Raw genomic sequence first — 21,226 nt, 5'->3', positions numbered from 1 at the left:
GCACGCCCGGCGCGCCTGCGCTACGGCCCGTCAGTCGGCGTCGGCGCGAGCGCCTGGACCATGAGCGCGCCGAGCTCCTGCGGCGCCGTGAACATCGGCCAGTGGCCGGTGTCCAGCCCCACGATGGACAGGTCCTCGGTCGCGACGAGCTCGGCCGCCCAGGTCTGGTGGTCGGCCACCATGGTCGCGAGGTCCGTGGCCGAGATCTCGCACGTGATGACCGTCGCCGGGATCGTGTGCCGCGCGGCGTCGGTGTAGTGGAAGCGGTCAGAGGGCACGGCCGCGGGCTCCGGGATCGCCCGGTGCTCGAAGGCCTCGCGCAGCTCCGGTGTCATGCCACGGACGGTCGCCGGTTCCCAGACGTCCCACGACGGCAGTGGCACCACCCCGTCGACCACGGGCAGCTCGTCGTTGACGCAGCCGCCCTCCGGCCCGGGGAAGGTGTCGACGTAGAGCAGGTGCGCGACGAGCGAGGGGCGGCGGTCGGCGGCCATGTAGGCGATCGGTCCGGCGCCGGAGTGGCCCGCGACGACCACCGGCTCCTCCGGGGTGGCGACGTCGTCGAGCTTCTCGACGAGTGCGGCGACCTGCTCGTCGAGGGTGTCGCCGTCGCGGGTGACCGCCTCGACCGAGTGTCCGGCGGCACGGAGGACCGGGGCGACGTCGTCCCACGCGGACGCGTCGAGCCAGAAGCCGGGGACCAGGATCACGTGCATGCGGCGGACACTACTCGTCGTCACCGACACCGGCGGGGTCCGGACGACCCTCGCGCCAGGCGTCCGGACACCGCGTCTCCAGCCACTCGGCGAGCTCGGCGTAGCCGCGGTACACGGTGAAGACCGAGAACAGCTTCCGCCGCCGGGCGTTCCGCGCCGTCAGCCGGGTGAAGGTCGGGCCACCGCCGGTGGACTGCAGCACGAACCGGAGGCGGACGACGTCGGCCGCCTCCACGCGACGGGTCCGCCCGAGGCCGACCCGGACGTCGAGGTGGTCGTCGTACCCGCGCACCCGGGAGCTCACCAGCAGCACGCCGCACAGCACGAGCAGGCCGCCGAACCCGCAGAAGAAGAACACCGAGAAGCCGGCGTACAGCAGCGCGGTGGGCCTGCCGGAGAACGCGTCCCCGAGCGCGGTCACGATGCCGACCAGGACCACCGCCCAGCCGAGCACCTCGAAGCCGAGCCCGTGCCAGCGCGGTCGCCGCACGACGAACAGCGGCTGCGCGTCGGTCCGCGATGCCGTGCCACCCCACGTGGTGATGCCGTCGCTCATCCGTCCCCCTCGGTCAGACCGTACCGGTCGGCGTCGGCGTCGGCGTCAGTCGGTCTCGCCCCGGACGCCGGTGCGCGCCGCGGTGCAGACCGCGCACTCGCCGAAGATGTCGACGACGTGGCTGGCGTTCGAGAAGCCGTTCGCCGCCGCCACGTCCTGCGCCCAGCGCTCGACCGGGTCGGCCTCGATCTCGACCGTGCGCCCGCAGTTGCGGCAGATGAGGTGGTGGTGGTGCGCGTCGGTCGTGCACGCCCGGTACAGCGACTCGCCGTCCTGCTGCAGGGAGTCGGCGTCCCCCTCGGTGGCCAGGTCGGCGAGCGCCCGGTAGACCGTGGCCAGACCGATGGTCGACCCGTCCTCGCGGAGGTGCTGGTGGAGCGCCTGGGCGCTCACGAACCCCTCGGTCCCGGAGAGCGCGGTGCGCACCGCCTCCCGCTGCCACGTATTGCGCTTCGGCTTCTGCACGGCGTTCATGCGGTCACTCCTTCCTGGCGGCTCGCGTCGGCCGACGCGTCCGCCTGGAGGCGCGGTGCGCCTCCGTCGTGCTGGTCGCGGTCCGCGATCCGGTCGCGCCCGCGGCGGTCCCTGCGCCCGCCGACGATGCGGCACACGACCCAGATCACGAACGAGATCGTGGTGACGTAGGGGCTGATGGGGAGGCCGCCACCGAGCGCGAGCAGGATCCCGCCGACCACCGACACCACGGCGAAGACCGTCGACAGGATCGGCACGACGACCGGGTGCGAGCTGAGGCGCAGGGCCGCGGCCGCCGGTGTCACGAGCAGCGAGAGCACCAGCAGGGCGCCGACGATCTGCACGGACACCGCGGTGGCGAGGCCGAGCGCGAGCATGAAGACGAGCGCGAGCGTCCGCACCGGCACCCCGGCCGCCGCTGCGACGTCCGGGTCGACCGACGAGAACATCAGCGGGCGCCAGATCACCAGGAGCGTCGCCACGACGATCGCGGCGATGACGATGAGGAAGGTCAGCTGCGGGTTGTCGACCGAGACGATCTGCCCGGTGAGCAGACCGAACTTGTTGGCCGCACGACCCTTGTACAGCGCGAGGCAGAGGATCCCGAGGCCGAGGCCGAACGGCATGAGGACCGCGATGATCGAGTTGCGGTCGCGGGCCCGGGAACCGAGCACGCCGATGAGCAGCGCGGCGATCACCGACCCGACGAGCGATCCGGTGACGACGTTCACACCGAGCAGCAGTGACGCGGAGGCACCGGCGAACGACAGCTCGGAGATGCCGTGCACGGCGAACGGCATGTTCCGTGCGACCACGAACGGACCGATCAGGCCGCCGACGATGCCGAGCACCGCGCCCGCCCAGATCGAGTTCTGCACGAGCACGACGAGCTCGCCGTAGTCCTGGAAGGAGAAGACCGTCGACCAGACGTCCATCAGATCCGCCCCTCGTCCGGCGCCGGAGCGTGCGGGTCCGGGTCGCAGTGGTGGTCGTGCGCGGCGTCCGTGGCGCCCACGATGACGATCCGCCCCATGGTCCGCACGACGTCGACGGGCGTGCCGTAGAGGTCGCTGAGGACGTCGGCGCGGAGGACCTCGTCGGGCGACCCGATCCGGAACCGACCGCCGGCGATGTAGAGGACCCGGTCGACCACGTCGAGGATCGGGTTGACGTCGTGGGTGACGAACAGCACCGCGGCGTCCTGCTGCCGACGCTGGCGGTCGATGAGTTCGGTCACGCCGCGCTGGTGGCGCAGGTCGAGCGAGATGAGGGGTTCGTCGCAGAGGAGCAGCGCGGGATCGGCGGCGATGGCCTGTCCGACGCGGGTGCGCTGCTGCTCGCCGCCGGAGAGCTCGGCGACCGGGGCGTCGGCGAAGGCGGTGGCACCGACCTCGTCGAGGATGCGGTCGACCCGTGCCCGCTCGGCGCGGCTGGCGGGGAGCACGCCCCACCGCGAGCCGGTGACGCCCTGCGCGACCATGTCGCGTGCGCGGAGCGGGGTGCCGGCGTCCATGAGGCGCTGCTGCGGGATGTAGCCGATCTTCCGGTAACCCCGTCGGACCGGCTGCCCGAGGAAGGACATCGTGCCGCTCGTCAGCCGTTGCTGGCCGAGGACGGTGCGGAGGAGCGAGGTCTTGCCGGCACCGTTCGGGCCGAGCACCGCGACGAACTCGCCGGGCGCGAGGTCGAGGTCGAGGTGCGACCAGAGCCGGCGGGCGCCGTAGGACAGCTCCGCGTCACGGAGTTCGAGCACGGCGGGACCGCCACTGCCGCGCTGGGCAGTGGCGGTCCGCTCGGAGGTCCGGGGGGAGACGGCCGTCACTTCTGGAGCGCCGCCTGCACCGCGTCGATGTTCGCCTGCTGCCACGAGACGTAATCCTCCCCCTTCGGGAGCGTCTCCGTGACGCCGACGACCGGGATGCCGGCGTCGTCCGCCGCCTTCTTGACCTGTTCGGTCTCCGGGCTGGAGGTCTGGTCGTTGTACGCCAGGAGCTTCACGGTCCCCTTCGAGAACAGCTTGAGGGTGTCGTTGAGCGCGGCCGGCGGGACGTCGTCGCCCTCCTCGATCGCCTCGGAGAAGGCCTCGGGGGTGACGTTGTCGAGGCCGATCGCGTCGAACAGGTAGCCAGGCACCGGCTCGGTGTACGCGACCTTCTCGCCCGCGTACCTCGTCTTGAGGTCGGCGGTCTCCGACTCGAGCCCCTCGAGCTTCGTCGTCAGCGCGGCGGCGTTCTTCGTGAACTCGGCCTTGTCCGCGCTGTCGAGTTCGCCGAGCCGCTTCGACACGTCGGCCACGAGCTTCACCATCGTCGGGTAGCTGTAGAACACGTGCTCGTTGAACTCGGCGTCGCCGCCCTCGTCCAACCCGGACAGCTTGACGACGTTGATCGTGTCGGCCTTCGTGTCCGACGCGTCGGCGAGCGTGGTCATGAAGTCGTCGTAGCCGCCGCCGTTCTCGATGAGGAGGTCGGCCTTCGACACCGCGAGCTGGGTCGTCGCGCTCGACTCGAACGAGTGCGGGTCCTGCGACGGGTCGTCCAGGATGCTCGTGACCGCGACGTGGTCGCCACCGATCGCCTCGACGATCGAGCCGTAGACGTTCGTGGAGGCGACGACCCGGACCGTGTCGTCGCCCGACCCGCCACCGGACCCGGACGAGGTCGCACACCCGGTCAGGGCGAGGGCGGCGGCGCCGAGGACGAGCGGCAGGGCGAGGAGGCGGTTCGGCATGCGTCTGAGCGTAGGGCTAGTTGATAACGGTTGTCAAAACCAGTCTCACCGGAGACGACGGGAGGCGCGGTGCCAGCCGGCACCGCGCCTCCCGTGGGTGACGACTACGGCTTGGTAGCCGCCTCGATCGTGTTCTCGGCGATCGTGTCCTCCTCGCGACCCGGGGTCCGGAGGTTCCACTTCTTGATCACGAAGCTGAAGAGGAAGTAGTAGACGACCGCGTACCCGAGGCCGATCGGGATGAGCCAGATCGCGCCGTCCGCCTTGCCGAAGTTCAGGACGTAGTCGATCGCACCGGCCGAGAACGAGAACCCGTCGTGGATGCCCAGTGCGTTCACCAGGGCGAGCGACGTCCCCGTGAGCACCGCGTGGATGACGTAGAGCGGGAACGCCACGAACATGAACGAGTACTCGAGCGGCTCGGTGATGCCGGTCACGAACGAGGTGAGCGCGGCCGAGAGCATGATGCCGCCGACGAGCTTGCGGTTGTGCGGCTTCGCGTTGCGCCAGATGGCGAGGGCGCCGGCGGGCAGGGCGAACATCATGATCGGGAAGAAGCCGGTCTGGAAGATGCCCGCGGTCGGGTCGCCGGCGAGGAAGCGCGGGATGTCACCGTGGACGATGTCACCGGCCGCGTTGGTGAAGCTGCCGAGCTGGAACCACGGGAAGAAGTTGAGCAGCTGGTGCAGACCGATCGGGATGAGCATGCGGTTCGCGAACCCGAAGATGCCACCACCGATGACGGCGTTGTCCGCCACGGCGGTCCCGGCAGCGGTGAGCGCGATGTCGAAGTAGCGGTACACGAAGGACATCAGGACCGCGATCACGAGCCCGGCGGCGGCCGTCAGGATCGGGACGAGGCGACGCCCCGAGAAGAACCCGAGGAAGTCGGGCATCTTCGTCCGGTGGAACTTCTCCCACATCACGGCCGAGACCAGCCCCATCACGATGCCGCCGAGCACGCCGTAGTTGATCGTGGCCTGGTCGCCGTTCGCGTCCTTCACGCCCGCCAGGACGACCGGCGACATGACCGCGAAGACCTGGTACATGACCATGTAGCCGACGACGGCGGCGAGCGCCGTGGTGCCGTCCGACTTCTTCGCCCAGCCGATCGCGATGCCGACGGCGAAGAGCAGCGGGAGCCAGGTGAAGATCGCCTGGCCGGCGGCCGAGATGACGCCGGCGCCGGTCTCGAAGCCGGGGATCGCGCCGAGGAGGTCCGGCTGGCCGATGCGGTTGAGGATTCCCGCGGCCGGCATGACCGCGATCGGCAGGAGCAGGCTCCGGCCGAGGCGCTGCGCGTTCGCGAACAGCCTGGACTGCTTCTTCGGCTTCTTCTTCTCCGGCACGTCCGTGGCAGTGGTGGCGCTCATCGGAGGTCCTCTCGTCATCGGGTGGAGCTGTCGGGGTGAGTTGAGTCGCGCAGCCGGCGCAGGTACCCTCGGCGTATCGCCAGGTCCGGTCCTGTCCGGTCATGACCAGTTCCGTAGTCTGAACCGAGACCGGTCCGGTGTCAACCTGGTCCGAGAACCCGCAACGAGGAGGAAACGATGGCCGACATCAAGGCAGCCGACATCATCGCCGCGCTGGGTGGCGCCGACAACATCGACGAGGTCGAGGGCTGCATCACGCGCCTCCGCGTCGAGGTCGAGGACGGCGACCTCGTGGACAAGGCCGCCCTGCAGGCCGCGGGCGCCCAGGCCGTCATCGGTGGCGGCACCGGCTGGCAGGTCATCGTCGGCACGGTGGCGGACAACCTCGCGCAGGACATCCAGGACGAGCTGTGACGACCGTCCGGACCCCGTTCGCGGGCCCGGTCGTGGCCCTCGCCGACGTGCCCGACCCGGTCTTCGCCGGGCAGCTCGTCGGCGCGGGCGTCGCGGTCGACCCGACGGGCGTCGAGGGCGCGGTCACCGCGGTGGCGCCGGTCGACGGATCGATCGTGAAGCTGCACCCGCACGCGTTCGCGATGCAGGGCGCCGCGGGCACCGACGTCCTGGTGCACGTCGGCATCGACACCGTGAAGCTGTCCGGCGAGGGCTTCGAGCTCCTCGCGGCCGAGGGCGACACGGTCAGCGCCGGCGACCCGATCGTGCGGTTCACGCCGTCGGTGATCTCCGCGGCCGGCTACTCCCCGATCTGCCCGGTCGTGGTGCTCGGCTCGACGCCGGACTCCGTGCCGCAGGACACGGTGGGCACGACCGTCCGCGACGGCGACACCCTCTTCGAGGTCTGAGCAGCGCGGCCGTTCGAGGCCTGAGCAGCGCGCCCGGGGTGCCGGGCGAGCCGGTCGGCCCTAGGCGACCGCCTGCGACGCGGTGACCTCCATCTGCACGCGGTACCGGTCCGACCGGTACCACGAGCGCGTGTGCTCCACCGGCCGGTCCCCCGCGTACGACACCCGGTCGAACTCGAGGACCGGGGCGCCCGTCTTCGTGCCGAGCAGCGTCGCGACGTCGTCCGCCGCGGGGTTCGCCGCCACCGTCTGCTGCGCACGGTCGATCGGGGTGCCGTACTCGGTCGCGATGATCGAGTAGACCGAACCGGACAGGTCGTGGTCGAGGAGCCCCGGGAACGCGTCCGCGACGAGCCAGGCGTCGTCGATGGACACCGGCGCCCCGTCCGCCATCCGCAGACGCTTCACGTGGAAGGCCGTGACGTCCGCGTCGAGCCGCAGCGCCGCGACGGTGTCCGTCGGCGGCACCCGCTCCTCGCGGACGAGCACCACCGTGGTCGGCACGTGCCCCATCGCGCGCATCTCCTCGGTGAAGGACGCGAGGTGCAGCGTGGACTGCACGGGACGGTGTGCAACGAAGGTGCCCTTGCCGCGCACCCGCTCGAGGTACCCCTCGTTGACGAGCTGGCCGAGCGCCTCGCGCACGGTGATCCGCGAGACCCCGTACTCGGCGATCAGCTGGCGTTCGGAGGGGATGGCGGCACCCGGTGCGAGGCGGGAGGTCGCGAGCTCGAGGAGGATGCGGCGCAGCTGCTGGTGCTTCGGCTCGGCACCCTCGGTGATGCGACTCGTCATGGTCCCTCGTGCTCCGTCACTGGTCCTGGGCAGTGGTCATGCGCGGACATGACCAGTTGCCATCACAGTAGCGAGTCCCTCCGTGAACACCAACGCGCATGACAAGATGACGGCCGTGACAACCGTGGTGATCGTCGACGACGAGACGCTCGTCCGCTACGGCTTCGAGCTCATCCTCGGCGCCGCGCCGGACATCGACGTCGTCGCCACCACCGGCGACCTCGACGCCGTCCAGGTGATCCGTGAGCACACGCCCGACGTCGTGCTGCTCGACGTCCGGATGCCGCGGGTGAACGGCCTCGAGGTCCTGGAGCAGCTGCAGACCCTCCCGGAACCGCCCGCGGTGGCGATGCTCACGACCTTCGACACGGACGAGTACGTCGGCCGGGCGATGGAGCTCGGTGCCGCCGGCTTCCTGCTCAAGGACACCGACCCCGAGGGACTCGCCGAGTACGTCCGCGTCCTCGCACGCGGCGGGGTCGTGCTCGCGCCCGGCGTCGACCGTTCCCGGCTCTTCACCGGGCACGCGTCGGCCGCCCCGCCCCCGCCGGCGTTGTCCGACCGTGAGCGCGCGGTCCTGCGGCTCATCGCCGACGGGGCGAGCAACCCGGACATCGGGGCGCGCCTCGGTGTGAGCACCGGCACCGTGAAGGAGGACGTCCGCGCCCTCCTCGCGGCCTTCGCCGTCCCGACCCGCGTCCAGCTCGCGCTCCGCGCCGCCGAGGCCGGACTCCTCGATGGCTGAGCGGGCGACGGCCGCCCGCATCGGTCGGGTGCTCGCGGCGACGGACGCCAGGCTCGACCACCTCGTCGACGTCGGGCTGCGGTGGACCCGCACCCACCGGGCACCGTGGTGGCTGGTCGACGTGCTCTTCGTCGCGGCGGCCGTCGCGGACGCCGTGCTCGACATCTCGGGGGCGACGCCCGTCGAGACCGGGCTGTCGCTGCTCGCCGCGGCGGCACTCCTCCTGCGCCGTCGCTTCCCGGTGCTCGCGTTCGCGCTGACCATGCCCGGGCTGTTCGTCGGGTCCGCCGTGGTGGCCGCCAGCGTCGCGCTGTTCACCCTCGGCGAGCGCACCGGACGCCGGTGGCTGATGCTCGTCGCGGCCCTCGTCCAGTTCGTGGGGTTCAGCGGGTTCGTCGGTCCGCCGCAGACCCTCGACGAGATCGTGGTCTCGGTCGTCTACGCGCTGATCTTCGCGCTCGGGCCGCTCGCCGTCGGGCTGCTCGTCCAGACCCGCGCGCGCCTCACCGAGCAGCTGGCCGAGTCGCGACGTGCCCGCGAGGACGAACGCCGTCAGGCCGCGGCGGTGGCGCTGTCCCGCGAGCGGGCACTCCTCGCCCGCGAGATGCACGACGTCGTCTCGCACCAGGTCACCCTGATCGCCGTGCAGGCCGGCGCCATGCAGATGGCCGGGCGCGACGAGGCCGAGCGCGGGTTCGCCCGGACCATCCGGCAGCTCTGCGTCGTGACGCTGCAGGAACTGCGCGAGATGGTCCAGGTGCTCCGGGCCTCCGGGGGCACCGACCGCGAGATCGCCCCGCAGCCGGTGCTCGCCGACCTGCCGCGGCTCGTCGCCGAGAGCGGGCTCGAGACCAGCTGCACGGTGGACCTGCCCGACACCCTCGCCCAGCCGCTCCAACGCGCGGTCTACCGGTTCGTGCAGGAGGGTCTGACGAACGTCCGGAAGCATGCACCCGACGCGACCGTCCGGGTGAGCGGGCGGCTCCACGGTGACCACGTGCTCGTCGACGTCGTCAACGGGCCGGCACGGTCGGAGCGACTGGAGCTGCCCGGCTCCGGGCTCGGCCTGATCGGGCTCGGGGAGCGGGCGTCGCTCCTCGGCGGGAGCATGGAGTCCGGGCCGCAGCCGGACGACGGGTTCGCCCTGCACCTGCGCCTGCCCGTCGAGCACGTTCCCGCGCCGCGAGCCGTCTGATCCGCCCGGCGGCACGCACGGCGGCGCGACGTCATCCTCCAGGCCACCCCGGATGGCCGATCGGCCACCACGGTTCACGCCGGGGGTCGATGTCCGCGACGCGCGGATCCGCTGGGATGGCACCGTGGCACACACAGCGCTCCTCGGACGGTTCCGTCGCTTCCCGGTCTCCGTCGCCGTCGCCCTCGCGGCGGCGGTCCTCGTCGTCACCGCGCGGATGGCCCACGCCGAACCGGACTTCCCGCACCACCCGCCCGTCGCCGCCCTCGCGCTCGTCGCCGTCGTGCTCGCGACCGTCCTCGCCGAACGGTCCCTCGGGTCGCTGCGCACCCTCGTGATCGGGACCGCCGCCCCCGCGCTCGGCGTGCTCGGGACCCTCCTGACCGTCACCATCGGGTCGGCGCTCGGCGAGGCCCACGCGGAGTTCGCCGTCGGGAAGCCGCTCTTCGCCCCGTCGATCGTCGCGGCCGCGCTCCTCGGCGCCGCCTCGGCGGCCATGCCGGCCCAGCACCGCTGGCGCACGCGGGCCGCCCTCTGGACGGTCGTGCTGACGCTGGTGCTCTTCGCCGGTCACGGGTCGGACCTGGCGCGCGCCCTGGCGACCCTGATCGGGACCGCAGCCGGCGCGGCCGTCGTGCGCCGCGCCTCCCGACCGCACCCGCGCACCACCCGTGACGCCGTCAGCGCGCGGACCTGGGTCGTTGCGACGCTCATCGCGCTCGGCGCCGGCACCCTGGTGACCCTCGTGGTGCCGGACCCCGACGGCGTGCTCTCGCTGTTCGCGGACGCCATGAGCGACCGCGCCGTCGTCGTGGTGGGCCTGCTCCTGCTCGCGTCGGCCTGGCTCGTGCAGCGCGGTCGACGAGCCGGCGTCGTGCTGGCGGTGGTCGTCCTCGTCACGCTCACCGCGGTGCTCGCCGACGTCTTCCTCATCGAACCGATGACCGACGACGCGGTGCAGTGGCAGGGCCTCGGACTCGACGCGATCGAGTGGCAGGTCACGCTGCTCGGCGCGTGGCTCGTCCCCGCGGCCGTGCTGTTCGTCGTCATCGCGCTGCGCGGCACGCTCGTCCGCGCCCGCTTCCGCGCCGCAGGCGGCTGCCGCGACGACCTCGTCGAGATGCTCCGCGACGGCGACGCGGGGACCCTCGGCCACATGGGCACCTGGCACGGGAACGCCACGTGGACGCACCCTGCCGGCCTCGGCGCCGTCGCGTACCGCGTCCGTGGCGAGGTCGCCCTCACCGTGTCGGACCCGGCGTGCGCCGCCGCGGACCGGGCCGAGGTGGTGGCCGCCTTCACCGCGTTCTGCGAGCGGAACGGCTGGGTGCCGGCGTTCACGAGCGTCCACGAGCCGGTGCGCGAGATCCTCGCCGCCGAGGGGTGGACCGCCCTGCCGGTCGGCGTGGAGTCCGTGCTCGACGTGACGACCTTCGACCTCCGCGGCAAGAAGCGACAGGACCTGCGCACGGCCTCCAACCGCGCCGACCGCGAGGGCGTGCGCGACGAGTGGACGACCCTCGACGCCCTGGACGTCGACCGCCGGGCCGAGGTCGAGGCGATCTGCACCCGCTGGGCCGCCGACCGACGACTGCCCGAGATGGGCTTCACCCTCGGTGGCTTCCGCGAACTCGACGACCCCGACGTCCGCCTCGTGCTCGCCGTCGCGGCGGACGGGCACGTGACGGCGGTGACCAGCTGGCTGCCGGTGTACGAGCACGGCACGCTGACCGGCTACACGCTCGACGTGATGCGTCGCGGCGAGGACGGCATGCCCGGCGTGATGGAGTTCCTCATCGCCCGGACCGCACTCCGTGCCCGCGACGCCGGCCTCACCACGGTCAGCCTGTCCGGGACGCCGCTCGCCGCCCACGCCGACGCCCGCTCCCTGGTCGCCCGCGGGTCGCTCCTCGTCGCGCGGCTGCTCGAGCCCGTGTACGGCTTCCGGTCCCTCCAGCGCTTCAAGGAGAAGTTCGGCGCGCGCCACGAACCGCTCTGGATCGTGGTGCCGACGCCGCTGCACGTCCCCCGGGTCGCCCGCGCCCTGGCCGGCGCGTACGTCCCCGGCCTCCGTCCGAAGCACCTCTGGGCCCTGCGGCAGGCACACCGGTCGGCGGCACCCGTCGCCCCGGCCCGGGCCGCGTCCGGGTCGTGAACGCGACCGAGTGGCTCCTCGCCACCCAGCTGCAGGCGCCGTCGAAGCTCATCCCGGCGGACGTGGCGTTCGCCGCGCTCGCGGTCGTGGTGCTGCTGCCGGCGGTGCGGTCGTGGCGGAGCCGTCCGGCGTGGCGGGCCACCGGGCTCCGCGCGCTGGTCGCCGTCGTCGCCGCGGTCGTCGTCCTCGTCGTGTGCTGGGTCCTCAGCGACCTCCTCAACGTGTTCGGCGTCGCGCTCAGCCCGGTCACCAGGATGTGGATCGCCATCGCGTCCGCGGCGCTCGGCCTGGCAGTCGTCGGGATCGTGCAGGGCCACCGCTGGCGCCGGGCGCTCGCGATCGTGCTGGTGCCGGCGGCGCTCCTCGTCCCCGCGCTCGGCGTCAACGTCGAGTTCGCCAAGTACCCCACGCTCGGCACGGTGGTGCAGAGCGACCCGTACCCCGAGCTCGACCTGCACGCCACACCCGCCACCACGCTGCCCGCCGTCGGCGAGGTCCGCACGGTCGACGTGCCCGGCACACGGTCCGGCTTCCCTGCCCGCCCCGCGATCGTGTACCTGCCTCCAGCCGCCCTCGTCCGGGACCCGGCTCCGCTCCCCGTCGTCCTCGCCTTCTCCGGGCAGCCCGGTGCGCCGAGCGACATGTTCACGGCCGGGCAGCTGGGGCGGGTGCTGGACGCGTACGCCGCGGCGCACCACGGTCGGGCGCCCATCGTGGTCTCGGTCGACCAGCTCTCGGCGCCGGGCCGGAACACCATGTGCGTCGACTCCCGCCTCGGGAACGCCGCCACGTACGTGACCCAGGACGTACCGGCGTGGCTCGGGTCGCACCTGCCCGTGACGCCGGACCGCCGCGCGTGGGGTCTCGTCGGGTTCTCCCAGGGGGCGACGTGCGCGATGCAGTTCGTCACCGGCTCCCCCGACCGCTTCGGCGCGGCACTCGCGATCTCGAGCGAGCTCCAGCCCATCGACCAGAACGCCCGACACAGCGCCGACCAGGCGTTCGGCGGTTCCGTCCGGGCGTGGGAGCGAGCGGCGCCGATCGCGCAGATGCGGGCGAACGGCCTCAGCGGGCACGCGCTCTGGCTCACCGCCGGGTCGTCGGACCGGGCCTTCAGCGCGAACGCCCGAACCCTCGGCGCCGCGGCACGGAAGGCCGGGGCACGGACCACGACCGCCTTCGCACCGGGGAGCGGCCACGACTGGAACACCGTGCAGTGGTCGCTGCGCGAGGAGCTGCCGCACGAGGCCGACGCGCTGTTCGGAGCACTGCGGTGAGGCACGTCGTCGTGGGCGTGGTCGCGTTCGTGGCGGTCCTGGTGCTGAGCCTCGGACCGGTCGTCACGGCACCGGTGGCCGGCGCGCTCCTCGTGCTCTGCACGGTCGTCGCCGGCGCACTGCGGGCGACGACGAACCGATCGAACTCAGGCGTTGGCGACGAGCCAGGCCCGCTGGGTCCGTGACACCGCCCGGTCGGACCAGACCTGGCGCTCCACACCGTCCGGCAGCGGGCTGGCGGTGGAGCCCTGCCACACGAGCGAGAGCCCCACGCGGTCGAGCACGGCCGCGGACGCCGGGTTGTTGGTCAGCACCCGACCGGTGACGGGCGCGTCCGGCGCGGTGTCGTGCGCGGCGGCGACCGCGGCGCGGGCGAGCTCGGTCGCGTAGCCGTTGCCCCACGCCGACGGCGTCAGCCGGTACCCGAGGTTCCAGACCCCGGCGGCGGTCATGTCGACGCCGCCGATGCCGAGGAACGCGTGGTCCGACGCCGACCGCACGGCCCACGCGCCGAGGCCGTGCCGTGCCCGTCCGCCGATGCCCCGCTGGACGAGGTCCACGGTCGCGGCGCGGGTGGTGTGCCGTCCGCCGGGCAGGTGGGTCCACGTCCGTGCGTCGGAGAACACCGCGTGGACGTCGTCGATGTCCGTCGGCGTGAGCGGGGTGAGCAGGAGGCGATCCGTTCGGATCTCCTGCGAGGGCATCAGGAGCTGGTGGACCATGCGTCGATCCTCCCGCCGTCCACCGACATCGGGGTGAACGGCGCGCGACGACTGCGGTCCGGAAGCGGTTCTCCGCATCCGGAGGGAGCGGAACGCGCCCGCGCCGCGCTCAGTCGAGCAGGAGCGCGGGCTCCTCGAGCACCGAGGCGACGTCGTGCACGAAGCGCGACGCCACGTCACCGTCGACGACCCGGTGGTCGAACGACGCGCCGATGGTCGTGACCATGCGCGAGCGGACCTCGCCGTCGACGACCCACGGCTTCGGCTTGATCGTGCCCATGGCGACGATCGCGACCTCGCCGGGGTTGAGGATGGGCGTGCCGGTGTCCATGCCGAACACACCGATGTTCGTGATCGACACGGTGCCGTTCGCCATCTGCGCCGGCGTCGTCTTGCCGTCGCGGGCCGTGATCGTGAGTTCCTCGAGCGCCTGGGCGAGCTCGAGCAGCGACATGTCCTGCGCGTCCTTGATGTTCGGCACGATGAGCCCGCGCGGGGTCGCCGCGGCGATGCCGAGGTTCACGAAGTGGTGGACGATGATCTCGCGGTCGGTCCAGGTCGAGTTCACCGAGCGGTTCCGACGGACCGCCCAGATGACGGCCTTCGCGACGATGAGCAGCGGCGAGACCTTCACGCCGGCGAACGTCGGCGACGCCTTCAGGCGCTTGACGAACTCCATCGTGTGGGTCGCGTCGACGTCGACGAACAGGGAGACGTGCGGCGCGGTGAACGCCGAGCTGGTCATCGCGGTCGCGATGGCCTTGCGGACGCCCTTGACCGGGATCGTCTCGCTGCGCACCTCGCCCCATTCGGGCGTCTCGATGTTCCGGAAGACGCTCGCCTGCTTGGCGTGGCGGATGACGTCGTCGCGGGTGACCTCGCCCGCGAGCCCGGTCGCGACGATCTCGGTGAGCTCGACCCCGAGGTCCTTCGCGAGCTTCCGGATGGGCGGCTTCGCGAGGACGTTGGTCGCGGTGCTCTGCTTGCGGGCGGACCCGGAGCCGAGCGCGCTGATCGCCTCGGCGGTGCGCTCCTCGCCGGGGTCGGTCCCGGTGGCGGCCTCGGCCGCTGCTGCGGCGTCCGCACTGGAGGCGCGGCTCGCCTCGGCCGCGAGTGCTGCGGCCCGGCGGGCGCCCGGCTTGCGGCGGGACGGTGCCGAGGTCGCGGAGCCGTAGCCGACGAGGACGGCGCCGGAGGACTCGTCCGTGCCCTGGACGGTGGCGTCGACGGCGACCGGCTGCGCCGGCGCAGCCGGTGCGGCAGCAGCAGACGCGGCCGGTGCGGGTGCAGCGGCGCGTGCCGGCGCAGCCGCGGGAGCCGGAGGGGTCTGCGCGACCGGGGCCGACGCGGCGGCGGGGGCCGGCGGGGTGGACGCGACCACCGGCGAGACCGGGGCGGAGGCGGCGACGGGCGCCGGGCCTCCCGGCTGCTCGGCAGGGGCCGAGAGGGCCGCACCGGACGCGACCGACGCGTCGGAGTCGACCCGGATGATGGGCTTCCCGACCTCGACGGTGTCGCCCTCGGACACGAGCAGACCGGTCACCGTCCCGGCGAACGGCGACGGCAGCTCGACCAGGGACTTCGCCGTCTCGATCTCGACGAGCACCTGGTCGACGGCGATCTCGTCCCCGATCGCGACGCGCCACTGCACGATCTCGGCCTCGGTCAGGCCTTCGCCCACGTCGGGCAGGGGGAATTCGGCGGCGGCCACTACGGCTCCTTCGCGGTCTGGTCGAACTCGGTCAGCAGGGTCAGTAGGCGAGGGCGCGGTCCACGGCCTCGAGGACGCGGTCGGCGTCCGGCAGGTGCAGGTGTTCGAGCTTCGACACCGGGAACGGCACGTCGAAGCCGGAGACCCGCAGCGGCGGCGCCTGCATCGTGTAGAACGCCTTCTCGGCGACCGTCGCGGCGATCTCGCTGCCGACGCTCACGAAGCCCGAGGCCTCTTGTGCGACGACGAGTCGTCCGGTCTTGCGGACGGAGGCCAGCAGCGGCTCCCAGTCGATCGGCGAGATCGAGCGGAGGTCGATGACCTCGCAGCTCGTGCCCTCGGACTCCGCGATCTCGGCGGCCTGCATGAGCGTCGCCACCATCGCGCCGTGACCGACGAGGGTGACCTCGGTGCCGGTCCGGGCGACCCGGGTGGTGTGCATGGGGACGTGGCCGTCGACGAGGTCGACCTGGCCCTTCGGCCAGTAGCGGGACTTCGGCTCGAGGAAGACCACCGGGTCCTTCGAGGCGATCGCTTCCTGGATCATCCAGTAGGCGTCGTTCGGCGTACTCGGGCTGACCACGCGGAGACCCGGGGTGTGCGCGAAGTACGCCTCGGGCGACTCCTGGTGGTGCTCCACGGCGCCGATGTGACCGCCGTAGGGGATGCGGATGACGACGGGCAGCGACATGTGCGCCGGCAGCCGGTTCGCCATCTTCGCGAGCTGCGAGGTGATCTGGTCGAAGCCCGGCCAGACGAACCCGTCGAACTGGATCTCGACGACCGGACGGTAGCCGCGGAGGGCGAGCCCGATCGCGGTGCCGATGATGCCGGCCTCGGCGAGCGGGGTGTCGCGGACGCGCTCGGGGCCGAACCGGTCCTGCAGGCCCTCGGTGATGCGGAAGACGCCGCCGAGCTGGCCGATGTCCTCGCCCATCAGCAGGACCTTGTCGTCCGCCTGCATCGCCGCGGCGAGTCCGGCGTTCAGGGCCTTCGCCATCGTCAGCGTCGGGGTGGGGTCGCTCGGGACCTCGCCGGCGCCCGGGTGGGAGCGCAACGTGACGTCGAAGAGCTGCTCGGTGGTGCTCATGCGTGGGCTCCCCCTTCGTACCCGGCCTCGTACTGCTGGAGCCAGGCCTTCTGCTCGGCGATCAGCGGGTGCGGCTCGCGGTACACGTGGTCGAACATGACGTCGATCGACGGCGCCGTGAGGGCGACCGTCCGACGGCGGACGTCGGCGGCGATGTCCTCGCCCTCCTCGTCGAACGCGGCGAACTGCTCGTCCGTGACGCCCTTCGAGCGGAGGTACGCGGCGGAGCGGGCGATCGGGTCGCGACGGACCCACTCCTCGAGCTCGCCCTCGGCGCGGTAGCGGCTCGGGTCGTCCGAGCTGGTGTGCGCGCCGATCCGGTAGGTGTCCGCCTCGATGAAGGCCGGCCCCTTCCCGCTGCGGGCGTGGTCGGTCGCCACGACGGACGCCGTGTAGGACGCGAGGACGTCGTTGCCGTCGATCAGGACGCTCGGGATGCCGAAGCCCCGGGGACGGTCGACCAGCGGGGTCGGCGACTGCACCGACACCGGCACCGAGATCGCCCAGTGGTTGTTCTGCAGGAAGAAGACGACCGGCGCCTGGGTCGACGCGGAGAAGACGAACGCCTCGTTGACGTCGCCCTGGCTGCTGGCACCGTCGCCGAAGTAGACGATCGAGCAGGCGTCGCGGTCGGGGTCGCCCGTGCCGACGTCGCCGTCGAGCTTCTGCCCGAGCGCGTAGCCCGTGGCGTGCAGGGTCTGCGAGCCGATCACGAGCGTCGAGATGTGCGTGTTGCCGCGCTCGTCCGGGTCCCACCCGCCGTGCGTCTGGCCGCGGTACATCGCGATGATCTCCATCGGCTCGACGCCACGCTGCATGGTGACGGCGTGCTCGCGGTACGACGGGAAGACGTGGTCCTGCGCGCGGAGGGCGAAGGCGGAGCCGGTCTGCGCGGCTTCCTGCCCGTGGCTCGGGACCCACAGGCCGAGTTGACCGGTGCGCTGGAGGTTGTGACCGGCGTGGTCGAACCGACGGGTGAGGACCATGCGGCGGTGCATCGCCAGCAGGGTCTCGTCCGGGATCGCCCGCGCGGCGGCGGCGAACTCGGCGTTCTCGTCGGTCTCCACGAAGCGGCCCTCGGGGTCGAGGAGCCGGATGGTGGTCGTCGCGGGGGCCGCGGCGCGGAATGACATGCGGGCCAGCGTAGCGGCAGCGGCTACCCGGCTGCCTGGAGGTCCCCCACAAGCGACCGAGCGGTTTCGAGGAGCGTTTCCACAGCCTCGTGCTCACCGATCGAGATGCGGATGCCCTCGGGTGCGAACGCCCGGACGATGATGCCCGCGCGCTCGAACGCCTCGGCGGCGACCGCGGTGCCCTGGCCCGTCGGGAGCCACACGAAGTTGCCCTGCGCGTCCGGCACCGCCCAGCCCTGCGCCCGGAGCGCGGCGACGATCCGGTCGCGACGGGACGCCAGCTCGGCGACCCGGTCGAGCAGCTCGGTCTCACGCTCGAGGCTGGCGAGCGCCGCGGCCTGCCCCTGCGCGGTCACCGACAACGGAATCGCGCAGGCACGTACGGCGTCGAGCACGTACGCCGGGCCGACCGCGTACCCGACGCGCAGGCCGGCGAGCCCGTACGCCTTCGAGAAGGTGCGCAGGACGACGAGGTTCGGGTACCGCTCGAGCAGCGCGGGGCCGCGGACGGCGGCGGGGTCGGTGACGAACTCGGCGTAGGCCTCGTCGAGGACGACCAGCACCGAGGTCGGCACGGTCGCCATGAACGCCTCGAACTCCGCGCCGGTGACGATCGGGCCCGTCGGGTTGTTGGGCGTACAGACGATCACCATGCGCGTGCGCTCGGTGACGGCAGCCGCCATCGCGTCGAGGTCGTGACCACCGTCGGCGCGGTTCGGCACCTGCACGCTCGTCGCACCGGCGACCGTGACCACCCCGGGGTAGGCCTCGAAGGAGCGCCAGGCGTACACGATCTCGTCGCCGGGGCCGGACGTGGCCTTCGCGAGCTCGTGCAGGATGGCGACGCTGCCAGGTGCGACGTGGACCTCGTCGACGGTGCAGCCGAAGCGGTTCGCGAGCACGGCGCGGACGGCGAGGGCGGTGGCGTCGGGGTAGCGGTTGAACGCGGTCTGGGCCTGCACGGCCTCGACGACGCCGGCCAGCGGCGGGAACGGGTTCTCGTTGCTCGAGAGCTTGAAGGCCGAGGCCGCCGCCTGCCGTCCCTGTCGGTACGCGGGCAACACCGCGATCTCGGGCCTGATGTGCACGCGCTCGTCAGTCACGACTCCAGGCTACCGGCACCCTGTCAGCCGCCGTCGGTGACCCCGCGGGTGCCGGAGGGCATCATGGGCTCATGCGATTCCTCGTCCGCCTCGTCGTCAACGCCGTCGCGCTCTGGCTCACCACGCTGATCGTCAGCGGCGTCTCCGTCACCCCGTTCGGCGACGGCGGGACCGTCGCCACCGTGCTGACCTTCCTGCTGGTCGCGTTCGTGTTCGGTCTCGTGAACGCCGTGATCGGCACGGTCATCCGGATCGTGGCCTTCCCGCTCTACATCCTGACCCTCGGGCTGATCTCGTTCGTCGTGAACGCGATCCTGCTGTTGATCGTCGCCGGCATCTCGGACGCGTTCGGCTTCGGGCTGCAGGTGGACTCGTTCGGCTGGGGCATCGTCGGCGCCTTCGTGCTCGCCGTCCTCGCCTGGCTGATCGGGCTCGTCACCCGCCCGGTGCTCCGCCGTCAGCGCGCGTGACGCGGGCCGACGCGTCAGCGACCGCCCACCCGACGGGTGCCGACGACGTGACCGGCACCGCGCCTCCCGTCCGGCGCAGCGTCGCGGAGCACGCGTCGCTGCGCCATGATGTCCCCATGACCACGGACGCCGACGCCCCGTTCCGTGTCTCGTTCGTCTGCAGCGGCAACATCTGCCGCTCCCCCATGGCCGGCATCGTGTTCGCGCAGCTCGCGGCCGAGGCCGGCATGTCGGACCGCTTCCAGGTGGAGTCGGCCGGCACCGGCGACTGGCACGTCGGCGAACCCGCCGACGAGCGCACGATCGCGGCACTCGCGGCGCGCGGATACGATGGCAGCAGGCATCGCGCCCGTCAGTTCGACCCGGACCGGTTCCCGGACCTCGATCTGGTGGTCGCACTCGACCGCTCCCACGAACGCATCCTGCGCTCGTGGGCCCCGACCATGGACGACGCCGCGAAGGTGACGCTCCTGCTGCGGTACGACGACGCCTGGCCCCAGCAGACCGACGTGCCCGATCCGTACTACGCGGACCGGCACGAGTTCGACCGAGTGCTCTCGACCGTCGAACGGGCCTGCCGGGCGCTCTTCCGCCAACTCGAGCCAGCAGTCCGTCAGGGAGCCCCATGACCCCCCTTCCCCCGCAGCCGATCAGCCCGCTCGACGGGCGCTACTACCCGATCGTGCACACGGTGGGCGAGCACCTCTCCGAGGCCGGCCTCAACCGCGCACGCATCGTGGTCGAGGTCGAGTGGCTCATCTTCCTGACCGACCACGCGATGTTCACCACGTCGCCGCTCAGCGTCGACGACAAGGCCGCACTGCGCCGGGTCGTCGAGTCCTTCGGGCAGGACCAGATCGCGGAACTCGCCGAGATCGAGGCGACGACCCGCCACGACGTCAAGGCCGTCGAGTACTTCGTGCGACGTCGGCTGTCGGAGCTCGGGCTCGACTCCATCGCCGAGCTCACCCACTTCGCCGCGACGAGCGAGGACGTCAACAACCTGTCGTACGCACTCACCGTGCGGGACACGGTCGACCAGGTCTGGCTGCCCGCGTACCGTGCCGTGCTCGCGACGCTGCGCGCGATGGCCGACGAGCTCAAGAGCGTGCCGATGCTCTCGCACACGCACGGTCAGCCGGCGACCCCGACCACGCTCGGCAAGGAGCTCGCGGTCGTCGTGTACCGCCTCGAGCGCGTGCTGTCCCAGATCGAGGGCGGCGAGTACCTCGGCAAGTTCTCCGGCGCGACCGGCACCTTCTCGGCACACCTCGCCGCCGACCCCGAGGCCGACTGGCCGGCGCTGTCCCGCGAGTTCGTCGAGGGTCTCGGCCTGACGTGGAACCCGCTGACCACGCAGATCGAGTCGCACGACTGGCAGGCCGAGCTGTACGACCGGGTCCGGCACGCCAACCGCATCCTGCACAACCTCGCGACCGACGTGTGGACCTACATCTCGATGGGGTACTTCACGCAGATCCCGGTCGCAGGTGCCACGGGCTCGTCCACGATGCCGCACAAGATCAACCCGATCCGGTTCGAGAACGCCGAGGCGAACCTCGAGATCTCGTCGGCGCTGTTCTCCACGCTCTCCGAGACCCTGGTCACGAGCCGTCTGCAGCGCGACCTGACCGACTCCACGACGCAGCGGAACATCGGCGTCGCCTTCGGCCACTCGCTGCTCGCGCTCGACAACCTGCGCCGCGGCCTGGGCGAGATCGCCGTGAACGAGGCCCGGCTCGCCGAGGACCTCGACCACAACTGGGAGGTCCTCGCCGAGGCGATCCAGACGGTCATCCGTGCCGAGGTCACCGCGGGGCAGTCCGACATCGAGGACCCGTACGCGATGCTCAAGGAGCTCACGCGCGGCAAGCGCATCGGGCAGGCGGACCTCGTCGCGTTCGTGAACGGGCTGGACATCTCGTCCGGCGCGAAGGCGCGGCTGACGAACCTGACCCCGGCGACGTACACGGGCCTGGCGGACGAGCTGGTCGACCACCTCGACGTCTGAGCCGTCCGGGCTGGGCGCCGTGCCGAGGCCGGTGGCGCCCACCCGTCCCCGAACGTTCACGTGACGTGTGACACCTCCTCACGTAGGCTGGCCGAGGACGCCGGGGG

General features: G+C 72.2%; 21 protein-coding genes and 1 pseudogene. 9 read left to right on the top strand and 13 right to left on the bottom strand.

The window, feature by feature from the left end; translation table 11 throughout:
* Positions 1–20 precede the first annotated feature (20 nt).
* From AAEP86_RS06085 to AAEP86_RS06055, 7 genes are all read right to left on the bottom strand, one after another.
* Positions 21–716 carry an alpha/beta fold hydrolase gene (locus AAEP86_RS06085; RefSeq protein WP_420369647.1) on the bottom strand — a complete coding sequence of 232 codons (696 nt, stop codon included), beginning with the start codon at positions 714–716 and terminating at the stop codon, positions 21–23.
* A 10-nt stretch (positions 717–726) separates the two neighbouring features.
* Positions 727–1,272 carry a hypothetical protein gene (locus tag AAEP86_RS06080; RefSeq protein ID WP_420369646.1) on the bottom strand — a complete coding sequence of 182 codons (546 nt, stop codon included), beginning with the start codon at positions 1,270–1,272 and terminating at the stop codon, positions 727–729.
* A 45-nt stretch (positions 1,273–1,317) separates the two neighbouring features.
* Positions 1,318–1,746: a Fur family transcriptional regulator gene (locus AAEP86_RS06075; RefSeq protein WP_420369645.1), complete on the bottom strand. Its 429-nt coding sequence runs from the start codon at positions 1,744–1,746 to the stop codon at positions 1,318–1,320.
* Positions 1,743–2,681, bottom strand: a complete 939-nt coding sequence (locus AAEP86_RS06070; RefSeq protein ID WP_420369644.1) for a metal ABC transporter permease — start codon at positions 2,679–2,681, stop codon at positions 1,743–1,745. Before AAEP86_RS06070 ends, AAEP86_RS06075 begins: the two co-directional genes overlap by 4 nt.
* A complete protein-coding gene (locus tag AAEP86_RS06065) occupies positions 2,681–3,499 on the bottom strand; it encodes a metal ABC transporter ATP-binding protein (RefSeq protein ID WP_420369643.1) in 819 nt (272 codons plus the stop codon). The genes AAEP86_RS06070 and AAEP86_RS06065 overlap by 1 nt, the downstream gene beginning before the upstream one ends.
* Before the next feature lie 65 nt (positions 3,500–3,564).
* The gene (locus tag AAEP86_RS06060; protein ID WP_420369642.1) at positions 3,565–4,476 is read right to left on the bottom strand and encodes a metal ABC transporter solute-binding protein, Zn/Mn family; all 912 of its coding nucleotides are present in this window, start codon (positions 4,474–4,476) and stop codon (positions 3,565–3,567) included.
* Positions 4,477–4,580: 104 nt separating this feature from the next.
* Positions 4,581–5,849, bottom strand: coding sequence for a PTS transporter subunit EIIC (locus AAEP86_RS06055; protein ID WP_420369641.1), 1,269 nt, complete (start codon positions 5,847–5,849; stop codon positions 4,581–4,583).
* Between the two features lie 174 nt (positions 5,850–6,023).
* On the opposite strand from AAEP86_RS06055, the pseudogene AAEP86_RS06050 reads away from it, so the two are divergent.
* Positions 6,024–6,263 (top strand): annotated as a pseudogene (locus tag AAEP86_RS06050) (PTS transporter subunit EIIB); the annotation flags it as partial.
* On the top strand, positions 6,260–6,712 hold the full coding sequence (locus tag AAEP86_RS06045) for a PTS sugar transporter subunit IIA (RefSeq protein ID WP_420369640.1): 453 nt from the start codon (positions 6,260–6,262) through the stop codon (positions 6,710–6,712). The pseudogene AAEP86_RS06050 and the gene AAEP86_RS06045, both read left to right, overlap by 4 nt.
* A gap of 60 nt (positions 6,713–6,772) precedes the next feature.
* Here AAEP86_RS06045 and AAEP86_RS06040 read toward each other — a convergent pair whose 3' ends face one another.
* A complete protein-coding gene (locus AAEP86_RS06040) occupies positions 6,773–7,507 on the bottom strand; it encodes a GntR family transcriptional regulator (protein ID WP_420369639.1) in 735 nt (244 codons plus the stop codon).
* Between the two features lie 106 nt (positions 7,508–7,613).
* On the opposite strand from AAEP86_RS06040, the gene AAEP86_RS06035 reads away from it, so the two are divergent.
* The 4 genes from AAEP86_RS06035 (at position 7,614) to AAEP86_RS06020 (ending at position 12,879) form a co-directional block, all read left to right on the top strand.
* On the top strand, positions 7,614–8,252 hold the full coding sequence (locus AAEP86_RS06035; protein ID WP_420369638.1) for a response regulator transcription factor: 639 nt from the start codon (positions 7,614–7,616) through the stop codon (positions 8,250–8,252).
* Entirely contained in the window at positions 8,245–9,447 is a 1,203-nt protein-coding gene (locus AAEP86_RS06030) for a sensor histidine kinase (RefSeq protein ID WP_420369637.1), read from the top strand. Before AAEP86_RS06035 ends, AAEP86_RS06030 begins: the two co-directional genes overlap by 8 nt.
* 124 nt (positions 9,448–9,571) lie before the next feature.
* Positions 9,572–11,602 carry a bifunctional lysylphosphatidylglycerol flippase/synthetase MprF gene (locus AAEP86_RS06025; protein ID WP_420369636.1) on the top strand — a complete coding sequence of 677 codons (2,031 nt, stop codon included), beginning with the start codon at positions 9,572–9,574 and terminating at the stop codon, positions 11,600–11,602.
* Positions 11,599–12,879: an alpha/beta hydrolase gene (locus AAEP86_RS06020; protein WP_420369635.1), complete on the top strand. Its 1,281-nt coding sequence runs from the start codon at positions 11,599–11,601 to the stop codon at positions 12,877–12,879. Before AAEP86_RS06025 ends, AAEP86_RS06020 begins: the two co-directional genes overlap by 4 nt.
* A gap of 146 nt (positions 12,880–13,025) precedes the next feature.
* Here AAEP86_RS06020 and AAEP86_RS06015 read toward each other — a convergent pair whose 3' ends face one another.
* The 5 genes from AAEP86_RS06015 to AAEP86_RS05995 form a co-directional block, all read right to left on the bottom strand.
* Entirely contained in the window at positions 13,026–13,601 is a 576-nt protein-coding gene (locus AAEP86_RS06015; RefSeq protein WP_420369634.1) for a GNAT family N-acetyltransferase, read from the bottom strand.
* Positions 13,602–13,710: 109 nt separating this feature from the next.
* Positions 13,711–15,312, bottom strand: coding sequence for a dihydrolipoamide acetyltransferase family protein (locus AAEP86_RS06010; RefSeq protein ID WP_420369633.1), 1,602 nt, complete (start codon positions 15,310–15,312; stop codon positions 13,711–13,713).
* 40 nt (positions 15,313–15,352) lie between these two features.
* Positions 15,353–16,312 carry an alpha-ketoacid dehydrogenase subunit beta gene (locus AAEP86_RS06005; RefSeq protein ID WP_420370450.1) on the bottom strand — a complete coding sequence of 320 codons (960 nt, stop codon included), beginning with the start codon at positions 16,310–16,312 and terminating at the stop codon, positions 15,353–15,355.
* A gap of 86 nt (positions 16,313–16,398) precedes the next feature.
* Positions 16,399–17,535, bottom strand: coding sequence for a thiamine pyrophosphate-dependent dehydrogenase E1 component subunit alpha (locus tag AAEP86_RS06000; RefSeq protein WP_420369632.1), 1,137 nt, complete (start codon positions 17,533–17,535; stop codon positions 16,399–16,401).
* A gap of 23 nt (positions 17,536–17,558) precedes the next feature.
* Positions 17,559–18,638 (bottom strand): histidinol-phosphate transaminase, encoded by a 1,080-nt coding sequence (locus tag AAEP86_RS05995; RefSeq protein ID WP_420369631.1) that lies wholly within the window; start codon positions 18,636–18,638, stop codon positions 17,559–17,561.
* 71 nt (positions 18,639–18,709) lie between these two features.
* Between AAEP86_RS05995 and AAEP86_RS05990 the strand changes: the two genes are divergently transcribed.
* The 3 genes from AAEP86_RS05990 (at position 18,710) to purB (ending at position 21,119) form a co-directional block, all read left to right on the top strand.
* On the top strand, positions 18,710–19,108 hold the full coding sequence (locus tag AAEP86_RS05990) for a phage holin family protein (protein ID WP_420369630.1): 399 nt from the start codon (positions 18,710–18,712) through the stop codon (positions 19,106–19,108).
* Positions 19,109–19,224: 116 nt separating this feature from the next.
* Positions 19,225–19,737 (top strand): low molecular weight protein-tyrosine-phosphatase, encoded by a 513-nt coding sequence (locus AAEP86_RS05985; protein WP_420369629.1) that lies wholly within the window; start codon positions 19,225–19,227, stop codon positions 19,735–19,737.
* Complete coding sequence (gene purB, locus AAEP86_RS05980; RefSeq protein WP_420369628.1) at positions 19,734–21,119, top strand: adenylosuccinate lyase; 1,386 nt, start codon at positions 19,734–19,736, stop codon at positions 21,117–21,119. The genes AAEP86_RS05985 and purB overlap by 4 nt, the downstream gene beginning before the upstream one ends.
* The last annotated feature ends 107 nt before the right edge of the window (positions 21,120–21,226 follow it).

This window comes from Curtobacterium sp. L1-20 (genome assembly GCF_048755855.1).
In the GTDB taxonomy this organism is placed as follows: domain Bacteria; phylum Actinomycetota; class Actinomycetes; order Actinomycetales; family Microbacteriaceae; genus Curtobacterium.
The sequence above is the reverse complement of the archived record's forward strand: the minus strand, read 5'-3'. Positions and strand labels throughout refer to the sequence as shown.

What these genes read in the sequence shown, in the direction of transcription:
- AAEP86_RS06085 (WP_420369647.1), bottom strand. Translation starts at nt 716, where the DNA reads ATGCACGTGATCCTGGTCCCCGGCTTCTGGCTCGACGCGTCCGCGTGG.
- AAEP86_RS06080 (WP_420369646.1), bottom strand. Translation starts at nt 1,272, where the DNA reads ATGAGCGACGGCATCACCACGTGGGGTGGCACGGCATCGCGGACCGAC.
- AAEP86_RS06075 (WP_420369645.1), bottom strand. Translation starts at nt 1,746, where the DNA reads ATGAACGCCGTGCAGAAGCCGAAGCGCAATACGTGGCAGCGGGAGGCG.
- AAEP86_RS06070 (WP_420369644.1), bottom strand. Translation starts at nt 2,681, where the DNA reads ATGGACGTCTGGTCGACGGTCTTCTCCTTCCAGGACTACGGCGAGCTC.
- AAEP86_RS06060 (WP_420369642.1), bottom strand. Translation starts at nt 4,476, where the DNA reads ATGCCGAACCGCCTCCTCGCCCTGCCGCTCGTCCTCGGCGCCGCCGCC.
- AAEP86_RS06055 (WP_420369641.1), bottom strand. Translation starts at nt 5,849, where the DNA reads ATGAGCGCCACCACTGCCACGGACGTGCCGGAGAAGAAGAAGCCGAAG.
- AAEP86_RS06040 (WP_420369639.1), bottom strand. Translation starts at nt 7,507, where the DNA reads ATGACGAGTCGCATCACCGAGGGTGCCGAGCCGAAGCACCAGCAGCTG.
- AAEP86_RS06035 (WP_420369638.1), top strand. Translation starts at nt 7,614, where the DNA reads ATGACGGCCGTGACAACCGTGGTGATCGTCGACGACGAGACGCTCGTC.
- AAEP86_RS06030 (WP_420369637.1), top strand. Translation starts at nt 8,245, where the DNA reads ATGGCTGAGCGGGCGACGGCCGCCCGCATCGGTCGGGTGCTCGCGGCG.
- AAEP86_RS06015 (WP_420369634.1), bottom strand. Translation starts at nt 13,601, where the DNA reads ATGGTCCACCAGCTCCTGATGCCCTCGCAGGAGATCCGAACGGATCGC.
- AAEP86_RS06005 (WP_420370450.1), bottom strand. Translation starts at nt 16,312, where the DNA reads ATGGCGAAGGCCCTGAACGCCGGACTCGCCGCGGCGATGCAGGCGGAC.
- AAEP86_RS06000 (WP_420369632.1), bottom strand. Translation starts at nt 17,535, where the DNA reads ATGTCATTCCGCGCCGCGGCCCCCGCGACGACCACCATCCGGCTCCTC.
- AAEP86_RS05990 (WP_420369630.1), top strand. Translation starts at nt 18,710, where the DNA reads ATGCGATTCCTCGTCCGCCTCGTCGTCAACGCCGTCGCGCTCTGGCTC.
- AAEP86_RS05985 (WP_420369629.1), top strand. Translation starts at nt 19,225, where the DNA reads ATGACCACGGACGCCGACGCCCCGTTCCGTGTCTCGTTCGTCTGCAGC.
- purB (WP_420369628.1), top strand. Translation starts at nt 19,734, where the DNA reads ATGACCCCCCTTCCCCCGCAGCCGATCAGCCCGCTCGACGGGCGCTAC.